Origin of the sequence: Terriglobus roseus (genome assembly GCF_900105625.1) — a bacterium.
Lineage (GTDB): Bacteria > Acidobacteriota > Terriglobia > Terriglobales > Acidobacteriaceae > Terriglobus > Terriglobus roseus_B.
This window is the reverse complement of record NZ_FNSD01000001.1, coordinates 1,725,022-1,740,349: the sequence shown is the minus strand read 5'-3', so window position 1 is coordinate 1,740,349 and position 15,328 is coordinate 1,725,022. Positions and strand designations below refer to the sequence as shown.

Genomic DNA, 15,328 nt, shown 5'->3' with positions numbered 1-15,328 from the left:
CGAAAATGGGGGAGGGGGTACCCCTATCACTCGTTAGCCAGATAGGCCCTCGAGTTCAGCAGTGCCCGCTCCATGGAACGTGAAAATTCGGTGACCTCGTCCGGTTTTTTGCCGGCTTCGACAGCCTTCGAGAACTCGGCGCGCATGTTCTGCATTTTGGCTTCCAGATCATCGAGAGCACTGAAGACCAGGGCTTCTGGCGTCATTGGAAGTTTGGGCGAGCCGTACTCATAGCGTCCATGATGCGAGAGGATCAGATGCTCGACCAGTATGCGGAGGCGATCCGGGAACTCCGGCAACGCGGCGATGCGCTCACGCAGCATGCCGATCACGATGGTGATGTGACCCAGCAACTGGCCTTCCGTGGTGTAACTGAAGCTCGTCTTCCAGGCCAGTTCGCGGACCTTGCCGAAGTCGTGCAGGATTGCAGCGGTCATCAACAGGTCGGGATCAACCTCCTCTGCGTATTGCGGCGCAACACGCCCGCACAGCCGCAGCAGGAAGACGACGTGCTCCAGCAGCCCGCCGATCCACGCGTGATGCAGCATCTTGGCTGCGGGTGCTGAACGGAAGGCCGGACCCAGATCAGGATCATCGAGGAAGCTGCGAACGAGCTGCTTCAGATGCGGATTCGTGAAGCCGTCGACGAAGCGGTTCAACTCAGCCCATAAAGTGTCGACGTCATACTGCGTAGCCGGTTGGAAGTCAGAGACATCGATCTCTGAGTCAGCTGCCGAGCGCATTTGTTGCAGCGTGATCTGGAAGCGTCCCTGGTACTTGTCGATGCGTCCCATCGCCTTGACATAACAACCCTGTGAGCAGGTCGTGAGTGCCTTGGCGAAGTCCTCCCACATGCGCGCTTCGAAGGTGCCGGTCTTATCGGCCAGAGTCAGCGCCAGGTACTGTCCGCCGCCACCCTTCTTGTCGCGGGCAGAGATCTGCGACAGCAGAAAGTAAGAGGTGATCACGGCGTTCTCATGCTGCGCCGCATCGGCAATATAGAAGTCCTTCATAGGTTCCAGAATACTGTGCGGCGTAGCTGTTCCGGGCAAGCGAAAGGGCGCGGCTCTCGCCGCGCCCCTCTCGTTCGTGCTGGTTGCTTACGGCTGTGGAACGGGCTGGTTGCTGGTCGGCGCCGCACCCGTGCCGGCAGGAGCGGGGCTGGGTAATGTGCTCCCGGGAGCGGGCTGGTTGGCCGGCGGCAGCGTGGTGCTGTCGCTGGTGACCTTGGTGCCGTCCGGTCGCGTCGGCGCATTCACCTGGTGCAGGCGATCTGGCAGACCGTTGTCGTTCAGCGGAGCCTTCGGCTCGACCGGCTTGGTCTGCAGACGATCCTTCGGATCGCCCTTCTTCCGCTTCACCTTCTGCTTTTTGGCGTTGCTGCCATTCAGACCGAGCGCCTGCGCCTGCACGTTTTGCGTCTGCTTTTCTTCGCTGGTCGCGGCGATCGGTGTTGCCTTGGCCTTCTCGACGATCTTGGCAGTCTTGGCTTCGATCTTGGCCTGCTTCACTTCCGGCTCACGCGAAGCATAGCGAGTCTTGGCGCGAGGCGCCTGCTTCGGTGTCAGTGCATCCTCGTCGGGCGCATTGGCCGAGATGGTGTTGGCCGATCCCTGCAGCGGGCTGATCGCAGCTCCCGGCGCAGCTGCATCGGTTGTCGCCTCGGCGGTCTCCGGAGCGTCGGGAAGTGCGGTGCGCGGTGCCTGGCCCATACGGACCTTCTCGCGTTTCACCTTCTTCGGCTTGCCATGTTTGTCCAGCTCCTGAGTCGCGGGAGCAGCGGACGCTACTGCAGCAGCGCTCTTCTGCTGTGCCATGCGGCCCGCAGCGGCTGCGTCCATGCGCTGTTTCTCAGTCTTCTTCTTTGGCACGGGTGCGATATACGCGGCGAATACGGGCTTGGTCTGCTTCGCACTGCCGCCGCTGTCCACAAAGCCAGCGCGCAGATCGATAAATGCTTCCTCACGCAGTCGCGTCAGGTACGCACGCAGAGCAGGTTGAATCGCCTCCTGGTACATGGCGTTCTGCACCTCGCCCTCGATCTGCGCCAGCGGCGGTGAACCGGCCTGCTGATGCTCGACCGCCTTGAGGATCACGAAGCCCTGACGTGTCCGCGTGGGTTCCGTGAAGCCACCGACCGGCAGCGAAAAGGTTTTCTCCTCCAGCACCGGCGCAAGCGCGCCGTGCTTGAACAGGCCGAGATCGCCGCCCTGTGCGGCAGTCGGGCCGCCTGAGGAGGCCTTGGCCGTCGCGGCGAAGTCAGCGCCTGCCTTGAGCTTGTCGTAGATCTGCTGCGAGGACTTCAGGGCCGCAGCAATTTGCGTATCGTCTGCGTTGGCCGCGGTCGGTACCAGGATCTCGGACAGGCGAACCTGCTCGGGCTGGACGAAATCTTGTTTGTGCGCGTCGTAATACTTCTGCTCGTCTGCGCGGTTCATGCGGATGCTGCGACCGACCTCGTCACGCACAACCTGACCGGTGATAATGCTGTTGCGAATGTTGGCCTTGAAGTCTTCAAAGGACACGCCCTGCGAGCGGGCAGCCGCCTCAAGCGCTTCCATGCTGGGCAGGTTGTTCTGCTTACGGATCTCGTCGAGACGACGGATCACCTCGGCGTCCGGATTGATGCCGAGTTCCTTGCCTTTTGACAGAAGAAGCTGCTGGTCGATCAGGTCGCGGAGCAGGTTCTTCTGGCGTTCCGTGGCGTCGCCCGCGGCTCCGGGATTCTGCGCCAGCTCCTGCTGCAGGCTGGCTTCCGCGCGCTCCAGGTCAGACCGCGAGATGATGCCATCGTTCACACGCACGATCACATCCTCAACGACGGTCGCGTTGGGAGTAATGGCAGGCGTCTGCGGCAGGTTGAACTCCGGAACGGGCGCGGGCGCCGGGGCCTGCGGCACGCCGGGGCTTTGATACCGCGGCACCGGAAGACTCGATGGTGCGGCTGCGGGAGCCTGCTGGGCCACGGATACAGCCGCGGTGGAGAGAAGCAGACCGGCAAAGATGCCGGCGCGGAACAGCCTGGTCGATTCGGTCATGCGTACCTGCAAAGGAGACTCGGAGCGTGCCACACCGCGCGTGCCGCACCGTGCCCACAGGGTGTTGGACGGGCGATGAAGCGCGCTGGGTAGACAACTCGTATTCTACGCGTGCGAGATGCTTGTCCGCGCGCGTGGGGCGATGCCAAAGCGGGCGATTGCGCCACAATTCCGAAGCCGCAGACTGATTTCCGGGTGACAGTCCGGTGCTATACTCCGTCTTACTCTGGAGCGCCCTGCCTCTTACAGGCAGATGGCCAACGCACCATGCTGAGGTTCAGGTACCGCATGCCGACACGTACACGCCGCGCACTTGTCTCCCTTTCGCTGTTCTTCGGCACCTGCGCGCTGGCTGGTTCCATGCTGAATGGCCGCGTGAATGCCCAAAGCGCCACGGACGAGAGCACTGTCCGGGACAGCCTGCACCAGTTCACGGACGTGTATTCGGTCGTCGAAGGCAACTACGCGGACAAGCTGGATACGGACAAGGTCGATAAGGTTATTTACGACGGCGCGATCCCGAGCATGCTGCATGTGCTGGATCCGCATAGTAACTTCTACGATCCGAAGGCATACGCGCAGATGCGCGAGGATCAGCACGGACGTTATTACGGCGTCGGCATGCATATCCAGCCGCAGATGGGTAAGGATGGCGTTCAGCGCGTCGTCGTCATCGATACTTTCGATGGGTCGCCCGCATACAAGTCCGGCATCAAGCCTGGCGACGCCATCCTCTTCATTGAAGGCAAGAGCGCCGATGGCATGGACTCGCTCGCTGTCAGCAATCTGCTGAAGGGCCCGAAGGGCACCCACATTTCCGTGCAGATGCAGCGTGAAGGTGCCGACAAGCCGCTGACCTTTGACCTCACGCGTGATGAGATTCCGCGCCCCTCCGTCGACCTGGCCTACTTTATCAAGCCAGGAATTGGCTACATCCACGTCACCCAATTCATGGAGACGACCTCCCATGAAGTCGGAGACGCCCTGACGAAGTTTGGCCCCGAGATGACGGGCCTGATCATTGATCTTCGTGGCAATCCGGGCGGCCTCCTGAATGAGGCTGTCGCGATGAGCGACAAGTTCCTGAGCCGCGGCGACATCGTCGTCAGCCAGAAGGGCCGCAGCTTCCAGGACGTGGTCTATAAGGCGAACCATGGTGAGCAGGGCAAGAAGTATCCCATCATCGTCCTCGTGAACCGCAATACAGCCTCTGCTGCAGAGATCGTAAGCGGCGCGTTGCAGGATCACGACCGCGCGCTGATCGTCGGTGAAACCACCTTCGGCAAGGGCCTTGTGCAGACAGTGTTTCAGATCGCTGAAAACACCGGTCTCGCCCTGACGACCTATCACTACTACACGCCCAGTGGTCGCCTGATCCAGCGCGACTACAACGGTGTGTCGCTGTACGACTATTACTACGTCCGCAATGACGCTAAGCCCGCCGACAAGAGCAATCTCGAGGTGAAGCAGACCGACAGCGGCCGTACCGTCTACGGTGGTGGCGGCATCACGCCGGACGAGAAAATCGAGTCACCGCGTTCCAATGCCTTTGAGAACGCCCTGCTGGTACACGGCGCATTCTTTGACTTCATGAAGCACTATCTGGCCCATCGCAATATCAGCAAGGACTTCCAGGTAGATGACGCTGTCCTGACCGACTTCAAGACATTCCTGAAGACGGAGAAGAAGGTGGACTATACAGACGCCGACTTCAACGCCAATCTTGCATGGGTCAAGATGAATATCCGCAGCCAGTTGTTCATCTCGCAGTTCGGCGCTAACGAAGGGTTCCGTGCTGCGAAGGACGACGATCCGCAGATCGCCAAGGCACTTACGTTCATGCCGGAAGCGCTTGCACTGGAAGAGCGCAGCGACAAGAGCAAGGAAAAGACGACTGCCAGCATTCAGTAAACAGGGTTGAGGCAAAGAAGAGCGGCACTCCAAAAGGAGTGCCGCTCTTCTTTGTGTGCCTGCCCGAAACCTTGGAGCGGGAGACCGGGATCGAACCGGCGACATTCAGCTTGGGAAGCTGACGTTCTGCCACTGAACTACTCCCGCTCGTGCGGTGATTATAAGCCGGGACGAGCACCCTGCGAACAGCCCAAAATGCTCGTCTCGTGTACGCTTAAGTAACCCTCATGCAAAACCGCAAGATCGTCATTACTGGAGCGGCAGGCCTGGTCGGCCAGAACCTGATCGCCCGCCTGAAGGCGCGTGGCCGGACCAATATTGTCGCCATAGACAAGCACCCCACGAACTGCAACGTGCTTCGTCAGTTCCACCCCGACATTCAAGTCATTCAGACAGATCTTGCAAGCGGAAATGACTGGCAGGATTCACTCGCGGGCTGCACCGCGCTAGTCTCAGGAAACGCGCAGATCGGCGGACTGTTTAAGGAAGAGTACGTCCGGAACAACGTCACCGCCTCCGAACGGCTGATGGAAGCCGCGAAGCTACACGGCGTTCCGTATGTAGTGAATATCTCGTCGTCTGTGGTCAATTCCATGGCCGTGGATAACTACACAGAGACCAAGAAGGCCCAGGAGAAGCTGGTGCTGGAAGCGGGCATCAAGCAGGTGATCCTGCGCCCCACCTTGATGTTCGGATGGTTCGATCGTAAGCATGTGGGCTGGTTGGCACGCCTCATGAAGAAGATCCCGGTCTTCCCTATTCCCGGCAACGGCAAGTATCTTCGCCAGCCGCTCTTCGCGGGTGACTTCTGCGATGTGATCATTGCATCGGTCGAGCGGGAGATCACCGGTGCCTACAACATCACGGGCCAGGAGCGCGTTGACTACATCGACCTGATGACGATGGTGCGGAATGCCGTTGGAGCAAAGGCGAGAATCGTCAAGATTCCCTACAACGCCTTCTATGCAATGTTGAAGATTGCCGGGATCTTTGACAAAAATCCCGCGTTCACTCCGAAGCAGCTTGAGGCACTGACGACACCCGATGTCTTCGAAGTCATCGACTGGCCCGGCATCTTTGGTGTGCGCGCCACACCGTTGCAGGAAGCCCTGGAAATTACCTTCCGCGATCCGAAGTATTCTAGTGTCGTACTGGACTTTTAGGCATCCGCAATTCTCATTGTTTGCAATCCATTCCCCCTAGAAAGCAGGCAAGATCATCGCACGCGTTGTTGTTATCGGTTCCGGAGCCATGGGGCTTTCCGCCGCGTACCACGCGGTCAAGGCGGGTCATACCGTCGAGTTGGTCGAAGGCTCGCCAGAGCCAGGCGGCATGGCGGCCCACTTTGACCTTGCAGGTCTTTCCACGGAACGCTTCTATCACTTCGTGTGCAACACCGACTTCGCCACCTTCGACCTTATGAAGGAGCTGGGCATCTGGGACAAGATGCGCTGGCATGTTACGACCATGGGTGTCTTCAGCAATAACAAGCTGTTTCCGTGGGGCAATCCGATTGCGCTACTCACCTATCCTCACCTCAGCCTCATCGCCCGGCTGCGCTACGCCCTGTTTGCCTTTGTGTCCGTGAAGCGCGACCGGTGGGACAGCATCGAAACAGAGTCGGCCAAGAACTGGATTCTGCGCTGGTGCGGCCAGGAAGCGTATGACAAGCTGTGGGAACCGCTCTTCCGCCTGAAATTTTTCAGCTATCAGGACAACATCTCTGCCGCGTGGATCTGGACGCGCATCCGCCGCATCGGCCGATCGCGCTACTCCATGATGCGAGAGAAGCTCGGCTATATCGAAGGTGGCAGCCAGACGCTGGTGGATACCCTGACGTCCGCGATCGAGCGGCTGGGCGGCAAGATCCGTCTTAGCTCGCTCGCGATCAAGGTGACTTCAGAGAATGGCCGGGTCACGGGCGTTGAGACGCCGAACGGCTTTGTGCCTGCGGACTTTGTCATCTGCACCGTCCCGACACCACTGCTGGGCAACATGATTCCGGATCTTCCCGCAGAGTGGCGGGCGCGATACGACGCCATCGAAAACATCGGTATCTGCTGCCTTGTCTTCAAGTTGAAGAAGGCCGTAACACCGCACTTCTGGGTCAACATCAGTGAGCCGGATATCGAGATTCCGGGCGTTGTCGAGTTCTCAAACCTGCGGAAGGTTGGCGACGACCACGTGGTTTACGTGCCGTATTACATGCCGATCACGCATCCGAAGTTTTCCTGGTCTGATGATCAGCTGCTGAGCGAGGCTCTGGGATATCTCAAGCGCATCAACCGGTCTCTAACGGACGACGATGTTATCGCGGGGTCCGTCGCACGACTGAAGTACGCGCAGCCCATCTGCGAACCGGGGTTTGCTGCGAAGATCCCTCCTGTGCAGACACCGATCGCCGGCCTTCAGATCGCCGATACCTGCTTCTACTATCCGGAAGATCGCGGTATCTCAGAGAGTTTGCGCTTTGGCAAAGAAATGGCCGCGCGAGTGACTGCGTAAGTGCATATCGAAGAGGCTCTCGACACACGGAACGAGTCGCGCCACGGCGAACTCAAGCGATTCATCCGCTTTACGGGCGCCGGGATCGTCGCGGCCATTGCGAACGTCCTTAGCCGGATGGCCTTCTCGCACGTCATGCGATACTCCCTTGCGGTCGCCGCTGCCTACTTGGTGGGGATGGCGGTAGCCTTCACGCTTACCCGGATGTTCGTCTTCGACGAAACGGAGAATCCGTGGCAGAAAGAACTGGTTCGCTTCGCCATCGTGAATGCAGTTGCTTTCATCCAGGTGGAACTGGTCAGCCTGCTGCTCGCTTCGTGGCTTCTACCAAAAATGAACTTTCACTGGCACACCGAGAGCGTCGCGCACCTTGTGGGCGTAGGTAGCCCAATCGTCAGCAGCTATTTTGGCCACAAGCACTTTTCGTTTCGCGGCTAATAATTACCTCTTCTCTATGGCAGGTGGTAAACGTCGGATGTGGCAGCTTCCTGCAGTGCCTCGCGAAAATGAACGTTGAACGCCGTAGGGTCGATACTTTCTGCAGATTTTCCCGGAGCCTGCGTAGGGATCGGGCCTTCGGTGCCGCCGGTTACGCGGTAGAGCGCCATCCCTCTATTCAGCTCTGTAAGTCGCGTCTTCATCGCTCGAAAACCAAATGCAGTCCCGAACAGAAATAAGAGGGACGCCATCACAAGCGACCAACGGTACGCCCGCAGACGTACCCTGGCCGGTTGTTTCGCCACCATATCGAGACCGAAGGCGTAGAGCCCGATCAACATCAAGTCGGCGTAGATTTTATAGCGCCCCGAAAGGCTGCCTGCGTAGCCAAAGCCACCTCTTGTGGTGGACACACCGATTGCGGTGATCAGAAGGAACACAAGCAGGCCCGCCATTGCAGGATTTCTGCGATAGAAACCGCGCTTCGCTGCGAAAGCCATTCCCCCGAGAACACAGATGCCGATCGGGATCGAGAAGTACCGGATGATCGGCAGCTTGACGCCCGCAAAGGATCCCAAAAACGACAGGAAGAAAATGGGGTGAATACCTGCGTGGGGAGCACCGGCGCCCGCCGAATAGCGGGTGTAGTGCGTGAAATAAACAGCCACGCACGCCAGCAGGGTGAATGTCCACGGGAAAAGGTGCGCGCGTCGTCGCTGATGCCAAAGCAGCCAGAAGCCAACCGGGAACAGAAAGAGGCCATTGCCCGATGCGGCGATTGCGAGCGCAAAGCCGACGCACGCGCCCACCAGGTTTAAGGCTCCTTCGCGGTTCAGCAGCCACAGAGACAAGAGAGCAAAAGTCACGACTCCCAGGTTTTGAATGCCTGGCATCGGCCAGTTGAGCGTCTCAGCGTAGTTGGTCTGGAATACGAGAAGCGCGACTGGCACAAATAGAATCAGCCGGCACATCCGAGTAGTCGTGTCGGGCGCGAAGGTCTTCCAGAGCAGCCAGCCCAGCAGCATGACCTGCAGATCGCCGAGCAGCGACAGCACGATGAAGTTGACATGGCCAGCCAGTCCGTACTGCAGCGCGATCAAAGCGTTCGCCCAGATCGGTTTGTACTCATTGTGCTGATGAAATAGGACCGCGCTGAGCCAAGATGTGTGGCTCTCCCGCGCGCGCGCCAAGAACAGAAGCACTGCGTCGTAGTCGTCCGAGACAGGGAGCGGTGACAAGAAACGCACGCACATCGCCCAGAAGGAAGCGAGGGGTACCAAAAGCCCCAGCCAGGCGAGCAGCCGAGTCCGAGTCGATGTGACGTCTGCTACGCCAGTACAGAATTCTTCAGTGACCGCTTGATCTTGTCGCTCCACGATTACCCTTAGCTCCTGTGCTGCATGGATTCTATCGGGCTTCGAAGCGCTCCTCTGAAGGCGCACTGCTCAGAGCCATGGTAGTCATCGACTGGATGGCCCTGTCTCTGTCAGGGTGATGTGTCGACCAGCCTGCGCTTCGTCTGTGAGCAGGGCGCGGTGGCCATCCAAGGTCACGCTTAGACCCGCGAACTTTGGAGGCATGCGGCGCAGCCGGGCGAAGAGGCTGTTGGTGCCCGTCGCGGCTTCGAAGATGTGAAGAGCCTTGTCCCGCAGGTCGAGGTAGACGATGCCGTGCGGCGTGACCTGCCAGAATCCCCAGTATCCGGCGGCGGGCTGCGGCAGGACCTGCGTCTCTGGGCCGCCCTCCACGGGCACACGCCACAGCCCGTCTTCGCTGCCCCGCGTGTAGTAGACCCACTTTCCATCGGCGGAAGGTTGGGGCACGATGCCGTCCTCAGACGTCAGGGGCGTGGGCTGGTGATCGCGCGTGTCCATGCGCCATAACTGCCAGCGGCCGCCTCGATTCGAACGGAAGAAGATGGTCTTGTCATCATTGGACCAGCGGGGCGTGATGTCGTTGAACTCGCCCGAAGTGAGCTGAACAGTCTTTCCCTCAGCCGTGAGGGAGAAGATATGCGAGTGCCCACCGACGCGCGAGTCGAAGAGGATCTCGTCTTGCGTATGTGCCCAGGCCGGGCTGCCGGTCAACGGGCCTCCCTGGTGCGTGATCTGCTGCAGGTCTGAGCCGTCGATGCTGGCTGTCCAGATTTCCTGAAAGCCGGAGCGCTGCGATTGGAATGCGAAGCGCTTCCCATCGGGAGACAGGGCCGGAGCCGAGTCCTGCTGTGTGGAGGAGACGATTGCCTTTGGCTCAGCGTCGGATCCCGCGGCCACTTCAACGATGCTCCACACCGCGGAGCCCTGTGTGTAGGCGACGCGTGTGACGTCGCCCATGCGGCTGATCGCCGGCTGTGCGGCATCCTCCGTTCCCATCGGCATGCGTTCCGGATCGCCACCCTTCGCCGCGACCCGCCAGAGGGCTGACTTGCCGCCGCGGCTGGAGGAGAACACGACCGAGCGGCCATCGGCTGCCCAGGCAAGGCTGTCGACGTAGGTGCGGTCATGGGTCAGGGGACGTGCCTCGCCGCCCGCGGCCGGAACCCAGAACAAATCGCGCACCGCCGTCTCGCTGGCGCGGGTGAAGGCGATGCGCTTGCCATCAGGCGAGAAAGCTGGCGTCAGGTCGCCCTCCCAGCCGTCCGGCGGATGCGTCAGCGCATGTGCCTGCAGCGTGGCGAGGTCCAGAAGGAAGATTGAGGAGCTGGGGCTGGAGCCAGCATGATCGGGAAAGACCAGGCTGCGGCCATCCGGAGACCAAGAGAGCGCGCCCTCATCCCAGTGCGTTAACTCCTGCGGGACGAAGACCCTGCGTGCCGTTTGTGACGCGAGATCCAGCAGAAAAATGCCCAGCCCTTCTGGTGTGTCCGAGAGATAGGCGATCTGACGTCCGTCAGGCGCCCAGGTTGGGCTGAAGTCCTGTCCGGGCCCGTCTGTGATCTGTTGCATGACCTCAGAGCCGACCTTCTGCAGGAACAGGTGCTGTGAGCGCCCGTCACTGGAGACTCCAACGTAGGCGAGCGCGCTGCCATCGGGCGAAAAGGCCGGTTGCAGCTGCTCGCCGGCCTGGCTGGTAAAGGGAAGCGTCCGCAGTACGACTTCGTGCTGCCTGGCGGCGGCACCCCTCAGGAGCACAACTGTGATGACCGCGGCGACGAAAAGCGCTGCAAAAACTGGTACAAGTAGTTTTCTGTTAAGTGATTTATTATGAATGCTTTGAGGCTTCTCGTCATTGCGATGAGACGTCTCAGTCTCCGTCTTCTTCGTCGCGGCTACGATTCCCGGCAAGTCTTCGACGTTACTGGTGACAGGCGCAGGGAGCGGTTTGGGCTGGGCCGGTGCCGGCTCTGGCGGAGCCTCCTGGATCTCTGCGACGAGGCGGTACCCGACCTTCGGGATTGTCTGGATGAAATGCGGCGTTGCCGGGTCATCTCGCGTCGCGCGTCGCAGCATGGAGATGCACCGGGTGAGCACGTCATCGCTGACAAACGTCCCGGGCCATACTGCGGTAATCAGGTCATCCTTGGAGACGACGTGGTTCGGATGCTCTGCAAGCGCTAGCAGAACCTTCATCACCTTTGGTTCCAGGTGGCGCTCTATATCTCCTCTTCGAAGACTATTCAGCTCCGGCTCAACAAGCCAACTGCCTGCCATAAAGGGGCTTGGTGGCTTCTTTGTGGCTTCCCGAGGCTCTGCTATCTCGTTGTTGCCGTGAGACTTAACGTCCATCAGGAAAACCTCAGGGAACCTTCGGAGGGTTCTCATGACAATTGTTAACGCCGATCCCTAGGGTTCAGGTCGTTCGAAAAGCAGTCGAAAGCAGGTAGGAAAAAAGTGCTATCTTCCCGTTCCAAACTCCGCTTGGCCAGCTGGAGCAGCGTCATTCTTCCCCGGACGGCCCCATCACTCGCCCTGCGACCACTCCCGATCGCCTGCATTCTGGCGTTGAGTTCAGCCGCCTTTGCGGGTGCGCAGGTCACGTCCGGCACCATTCTCGGCTCTGTTCAGGATACATCCGGAGCACTGGTCCCCGGCGCAACCGTAACCGCAACTGCGCCGGCCCTTGGCATTACGCGCACCGTCACGTCCGGCGCGAACGGCACCTTCTCGCTCCCGAACCTGCCGGGTGGCACGTATACCGTGACCGTCTCCATGAACGGCTTCCAGCAGCTCAAGAAGGACGGCATCGTTCTCAGCTCGGCGGACCGTCTGAATGCCGGCAACTTCCAGCTCCAGATCGGCACGGAGGCCCAGACCGTTAGCGTCACCGCCGATCAAGGCCAGTTGCAGATCCAGGCAAACTCCGGCGAGCGTTCGGATCTCATCACCGGCAAGCAGCTGAATGACATTGCTCTGAACGGCCGGAACGTCCTCGACATCGTCCGCGTCATCCCCGGCGTCTCGGGGTCCGGCAGCTTCGGCGTCTCCGGCACAGGCGGTCTCGACAGCTACAGCGTCAACGGCACCCGCGCCAACCAGCACGAGTTCACCATCGACGGCGCCTCGAACGTCGACACCGGGAACAACGGCGGCACGCAGGTGACGATCAACACTGACGCCATCTCCGAAGTGAAGGTGCTCACCAGCAACTACCAGGCTGAGTTCGGCAAGGCTGGCGGCGGGTCCATCATTGTGACGACCCGCGGCGGCACCAATGACTTCCACGGCAACGTGCACTTTTTTCATCGCAACGAAGGCATGGACGCACGCAGCTGGCTTGAGAACCACAACAAGACCGCGCAGCAGCTGTACCGCCTGAACACCGCCGGCGCACAGATTGGCGGACCCATCGTGAAGGACAAGCTCTTCTTCTTCTTCTCGACGGAGTTCTATCGCCAGCTACAGCCCGGCGCGGTCAACCAGTACCGCGTGCCCACGGCGTTGGAGCGCACGGGCGACTTCAGCCAGAGCAAGGACAGCAGCGGCAACGCGCTGACCATCTACAACCCGAACACCGGTCGGCCATTTGCCAACAACCAGGTCACGGCAGCGCAGCTTACAACAGCTCAGGCGGCGAACTACGCGCAGATTCAGCGCATCCTGAACCTGTATCCGCAGCCCAACGTCACCAGCAACGCCACCTACAACCGCCAGGATCCTTTGTCGTTCGATCATCCGCGTACGGAGTACATCACCCGTGTGGACTACCAGATCAGCCCGACGGAGCGCCTCTTCGGCCGTTACATCAATAACCAGGACACGCAGACAGGCCCCTTCGGCAACTTCGGCCTGCAGTGCTCCTCCAACCTGCAATTCGCCGGTGGTTGCACGAACTCGCAGCCCGGCTGGAATGCTTCGCTTGACCTGACCAGCACCATCACACCCACCATCGTGAATGAGGTCAGCGTCGGACCCAGCGTCTACCACTCACGCATTGCGGGTGTGAACGGCAACATCAGCGTTGGCGCCAACAACATTAACCTGCCGCTGCTGTACCCGGTCACGTCGGACACGTCCATCCCGGACTTCTCGTTCAGCGGCAACGGACAGACCTATCCCAGCAGCTACCTCGGCTCCACACCCTGGCACCAGGCCACCACCACCATCAACGCGAACGACAACCTGAGCTGGAGCTACAAGAGCCACACCATGAAGTTCGGTGCGTTCTACCAGCGTGCGCGCAAGGACCAGATCAGCTACGGCAACAGCAACGGTCAGTTCAGCTTCAGCAACGCCTGCACCAGTGCCGGCGGCTGTCTCGCCGGATCGACCTCGAGCAGCCAGGGTTCGCCCTTTGCTTCGGCATTGGTAGGCGCCTTCAACAGCTTCTCGCAGTCCAGCGCACGTCCGACGGGCTTCTTCCGTTACAACCAGTTCGAGTTCTACGCGCAGGACACGTGGCAGCTTTCGCCGCGCTTCACGCTGGACTACGGCGTCCGTTTCGCATGGATCCCGCCGCAGTATGACGCGAAGAACCAGATCGCGCTGTTCACACCGTCTGCGTATGACCCGGCAGCAGCCGTCACCATCAACCCGACAAGCGGTGCTATCGTGGCCGGGACAGGCAATCGTCTGAACGGCATGACCTATGCCTCGAACGGAACCCTGCCCAAGGGCGGCTGGAATGGTCGCGGCATCATGTATGAGCCGCGTATTGGTTTCTCGTGGGATACGATTGGCGACCGCAAGGGCGTGCTGCGTGGCGGCTTCGGCATCTCGCATGACCGTTCGCAGGGCAACCTGGTCTTCAACACCGTCTTCGGTAACCCGGCACTGGTGCAGACTCCGTCTCTGACGACCGGCAACATTACCGGCATTGCAACGGCGGCGCAGTCGGCCCCTGGTGTTCTGTCTGGTATCTACGGTGCAGACATCAACGGCCAGGTACCCACAACGTATAGCTACTCGCTGGGTATTCAGCGCGAAGTTGCACCCGGCACCACGCTGGATGTGGCCTATGTTGGAACGCTCTCCCGTCACCAGGTAACCGCGCGCGATCTAAACCAGATTCCGTACGGCACTACCTTCACTCGCGCCGCGCAGGATCCGTCGCAGTACGCGGGTGGCGTTGTTCCCACGGTCGAGCCGAACCTGCCGCCGGAGTATCGTGCCGCTGGCCTCAGCTTCAGCGGTGCGAAGGCCTACCAGACAAACTACCTGGCGCCTTACAAGGGTTACGACCAGATGGAGTACTACAAGTTCGACGGTACTTCGAACTATCACTCGCTACAGCTTTCCGTGCAGCGCCGGTTCTCGCGTGGCCTGACCTTTGGCGGCGTGTACACCTGGTCGAAGGCGATGACTACCTCCACGGCTGACGAGAGCTTTGTCGACAAGTTCAACCCTAAGCTGTACAGCTACGGTCCCGCCGGATTTGATCGGCGTAACATCGGCTCGATCAACTACGTGTATGACCTGCCGAAGATTGCGCAGCACTTCGGAAGCGCATCGCACTTCATCGCGTACATCACGGACGGCTACCAGCTCTCTGGTCTTGCAAACTTCCAGAGCGGCAATCCTGTTCGCAACACGCTGTACTCGCCTGCCAACCAGCTCACCGGCGGACGCCAGTACAGCAAGACGCCACCCGCCTACGTCGGTGTGGATCATCAGGGCAACCTGATCCTCCCCACGATCGGCGCTCCCACCCAGGGTGCACCGGGCAGCATCCGCAACGATGCTCTCGTCACCTGGGACAGCTCCATCTTCAAAAACTTCGCATTCGGAAAGTCTGATGGCGGTCGTTACATCCAGTTGCGCGGTGAGTTCTTCAACATCCTGAACCACACCAACTTCTCCTCGCGTGACTACGGCGCAAACGTGACGCTGCCCAGCTATAACTCGGCCAGCAACACCTACACGCCGCTGTCGATCACGAAGGATTCCGCATGGGGAACGCCCACCGGCGTTCGCAGCCCAAGCGGTCCCGGTGGCCCGCGTGTGGTCCAGCTCGCAGCGAAGATCTACTTCTAAGCGGCGCACTCTCCCTAAACCCTGGGC

The 15,328-nt window shown here is 60.2% G+C and carries 9 protein-coding genes and 1 tRNA gene; 5 read left to right on the top strand and 5 right to left on the bottom strand.

Going from position 1 to position 15,328, the window contains the following annotated elements; genetic code table 11:
- Window positions 1–26 precede the first annotated feature (26 nt).
- Together BLW03_RS07100 and BLW03_RS07095 are read right to left on the bottom strand one after the other, a co-directional pair.
- Entirely contained in the window at window positions 27–1,013 is a 987-nt protein-coding gene (locus BLW03_RS07100) for a 3'-5' exoribonuclease YhaM family protein (protein ID WP_074652980.1), read from the bottom strand.
- A gap of 87 nt (window positions 1,014–1,100) precedes the next feature.
- Window positions 1,101–3,038: a peptidylprolyl isomerase gene (locus BLW03_RS07095; RefSeq protein ID WP_074652978.1), complete on the bottom strand. Its 1,938-nt coding sequence runs from the start codon at window positions 3,036–3,038 to the stop codon at window positions 1,101–1,103.
- A gap of 288 nt (window positions 3,039–3,326) precedes the next feature.
- Here BLW03_RS07095 and BLW03_RS07090 point away from each other — a divergent pair, with 288 nt between their 5' ends.
- Complete coding sequence (locus BLW03_RS07090) at window positions 3,327–4,949, top strand: S41 family peptidase (RefSeq protein WP_074655837.1); 1,623 nt, start codon at window positions 3,327–3,329, stop codon at window positions 4,947–4,949.
- A 72-nt stretch (window positions 4,950–5,021) separates the two neighbouring features.
- On the opposite strand, the gene BLW03_RS07085 is transcribed toward BLW03_RS07090, so the two are convergent.
- Window positions 5,022–5,096: transfer RNA gene (locus BLW03_RS07085), tRNA-Gly, on the bottom strand.
- Between the two features lie 80 nt (window positions 5,097–5,176).
- Here BLW03_RS07085 and BLW03_RS07080 point away from each other — a divergent pair.
- From BLW03_RS07080 to BLW03_RS07070, 3 genes are read left to right on the top strand one after another with little or no spacing between them, the layout of a single operon-like run.
- On the top strand, window positions 5,177–6,112 hold the full coding sequence (locus BLW03_RS07080) for an NAD-dependent epimerase/dehydratase family protein (RefSeq protein WP_074652976.1): 936 nt from the start codon (window positions 5,177–5,179) through the stop codon (window positions 6,110–6,112).
- Window positions 6,113–6,164: 52 nt separating this feature from the next.
- A complete protein-coding gene (locus BLW03_RS07075; protein WP_348270851.1) occupies window positions 6,165–7,454 on the top strand; it encodes an NAD(P)/FAD-dependent oxidoreductase in 1,290 nt (429 codons plus the stop codon).
- Window positions 7,455–7,892 carry a GtrA family protein gene (locus BLW03_RS07070; RefSeq protein ID WP_212733152.1) on the top strand — a complete coding sequence of 146 codons (438 nt, stop codon included), beginning with the start codon at window positions 7,455–7,457 and terminating at the stop codon, window positions 7,890–7,892. It begins immediately after the preceding gene.
- Window positions 7,893–7,906: 14 nt separating this feature from the next.
- Here the strand turns inward: BLW03_RS07070 and BLW03_RS07065 are convergent, their stop codons facing one another.
- Together BLW03_RS07065 and BLW03_RS07060 are read right to left on the bottom strand one after the other, a co-directional pair.
- Window positions 7,907–9,268, bottom strand: a complete 1,362-nt coding sequence (locus BLW03_RS07065) for a hypothetical protein (protein WP_139285130.1) — start codon at window positions 9,266–9,268, stop codon at window positions 7,907–7,909.
- Between the two features lie 84 nt (window positions 9,269–9,352).
- On the bottom strand, window positions 9,353–11,542 hold the full coding sequence (locus BLW03_RS07060) for a winged helix-turn-helix domain-containing protein (RefSeq protein ID WP_280138044.1): 2,190 nt from the start codon (window positions 11,540–11,542) through the stop codon (window positions 9,353–9,355).
- A 291-nt stretch (window positions 11,543–11,833) separates the two neighbouring features.
- On the opposite strand from BLW03_RS07060, the gene BLW03_RS07055 reads away from it, so the two are divergent.
- Window positions 11,834–15,301: a TonB-dependent receptor gene (locus BLW03_RS07055; RefSeq protein ID WP_074652970.1), complete on the top strand. Its 3,468-nt coding sequence runs from the start codon at window positions 11,834–11,836 to the stop codon at window positions 15,299–15,301.
- Window positions 15,302–15,328: the final 27 nt, after the last annotated feature.

Coding starts and splice junctions, on each gene's coding strand:
- BLW03_RS07095 (WP_074652978.1), bottom strand. CDS start 3,038: ATGACCGAATCGACCAGGCTGTTCCGCGCCGGCATCTTTGCCGGTCTG.
- BLW03_RS07080 (WP_074652976.1), top strand. CDS start 5,177: ATGCAAAACCGCAAGATCGTCATTACTGGAGCGGCAGGCCTGGTCGGC.
- BLW03_RS07060 (WP_280138044.1), bottom strand. CDS start 11,542: ATGGCAGGCAGTTGGCTTGTTGAGCCGGAGCTGAATAGTCTTCGAAGA.
- BLW03_RS07100 (WP_074652980.1), bottom strand. CDS start 1,013: ATGAAGGACTTCTATATTGCCGATGCGGCGCAGCATGAGAACGCCGTG.
- BLW03_RS07090 (WP_074655837.1), top strand. CDS start 3,327: ATGCCGACACGTACACGCCGCGCACTTGTCTCCCTTTCGCTGTTCTTC.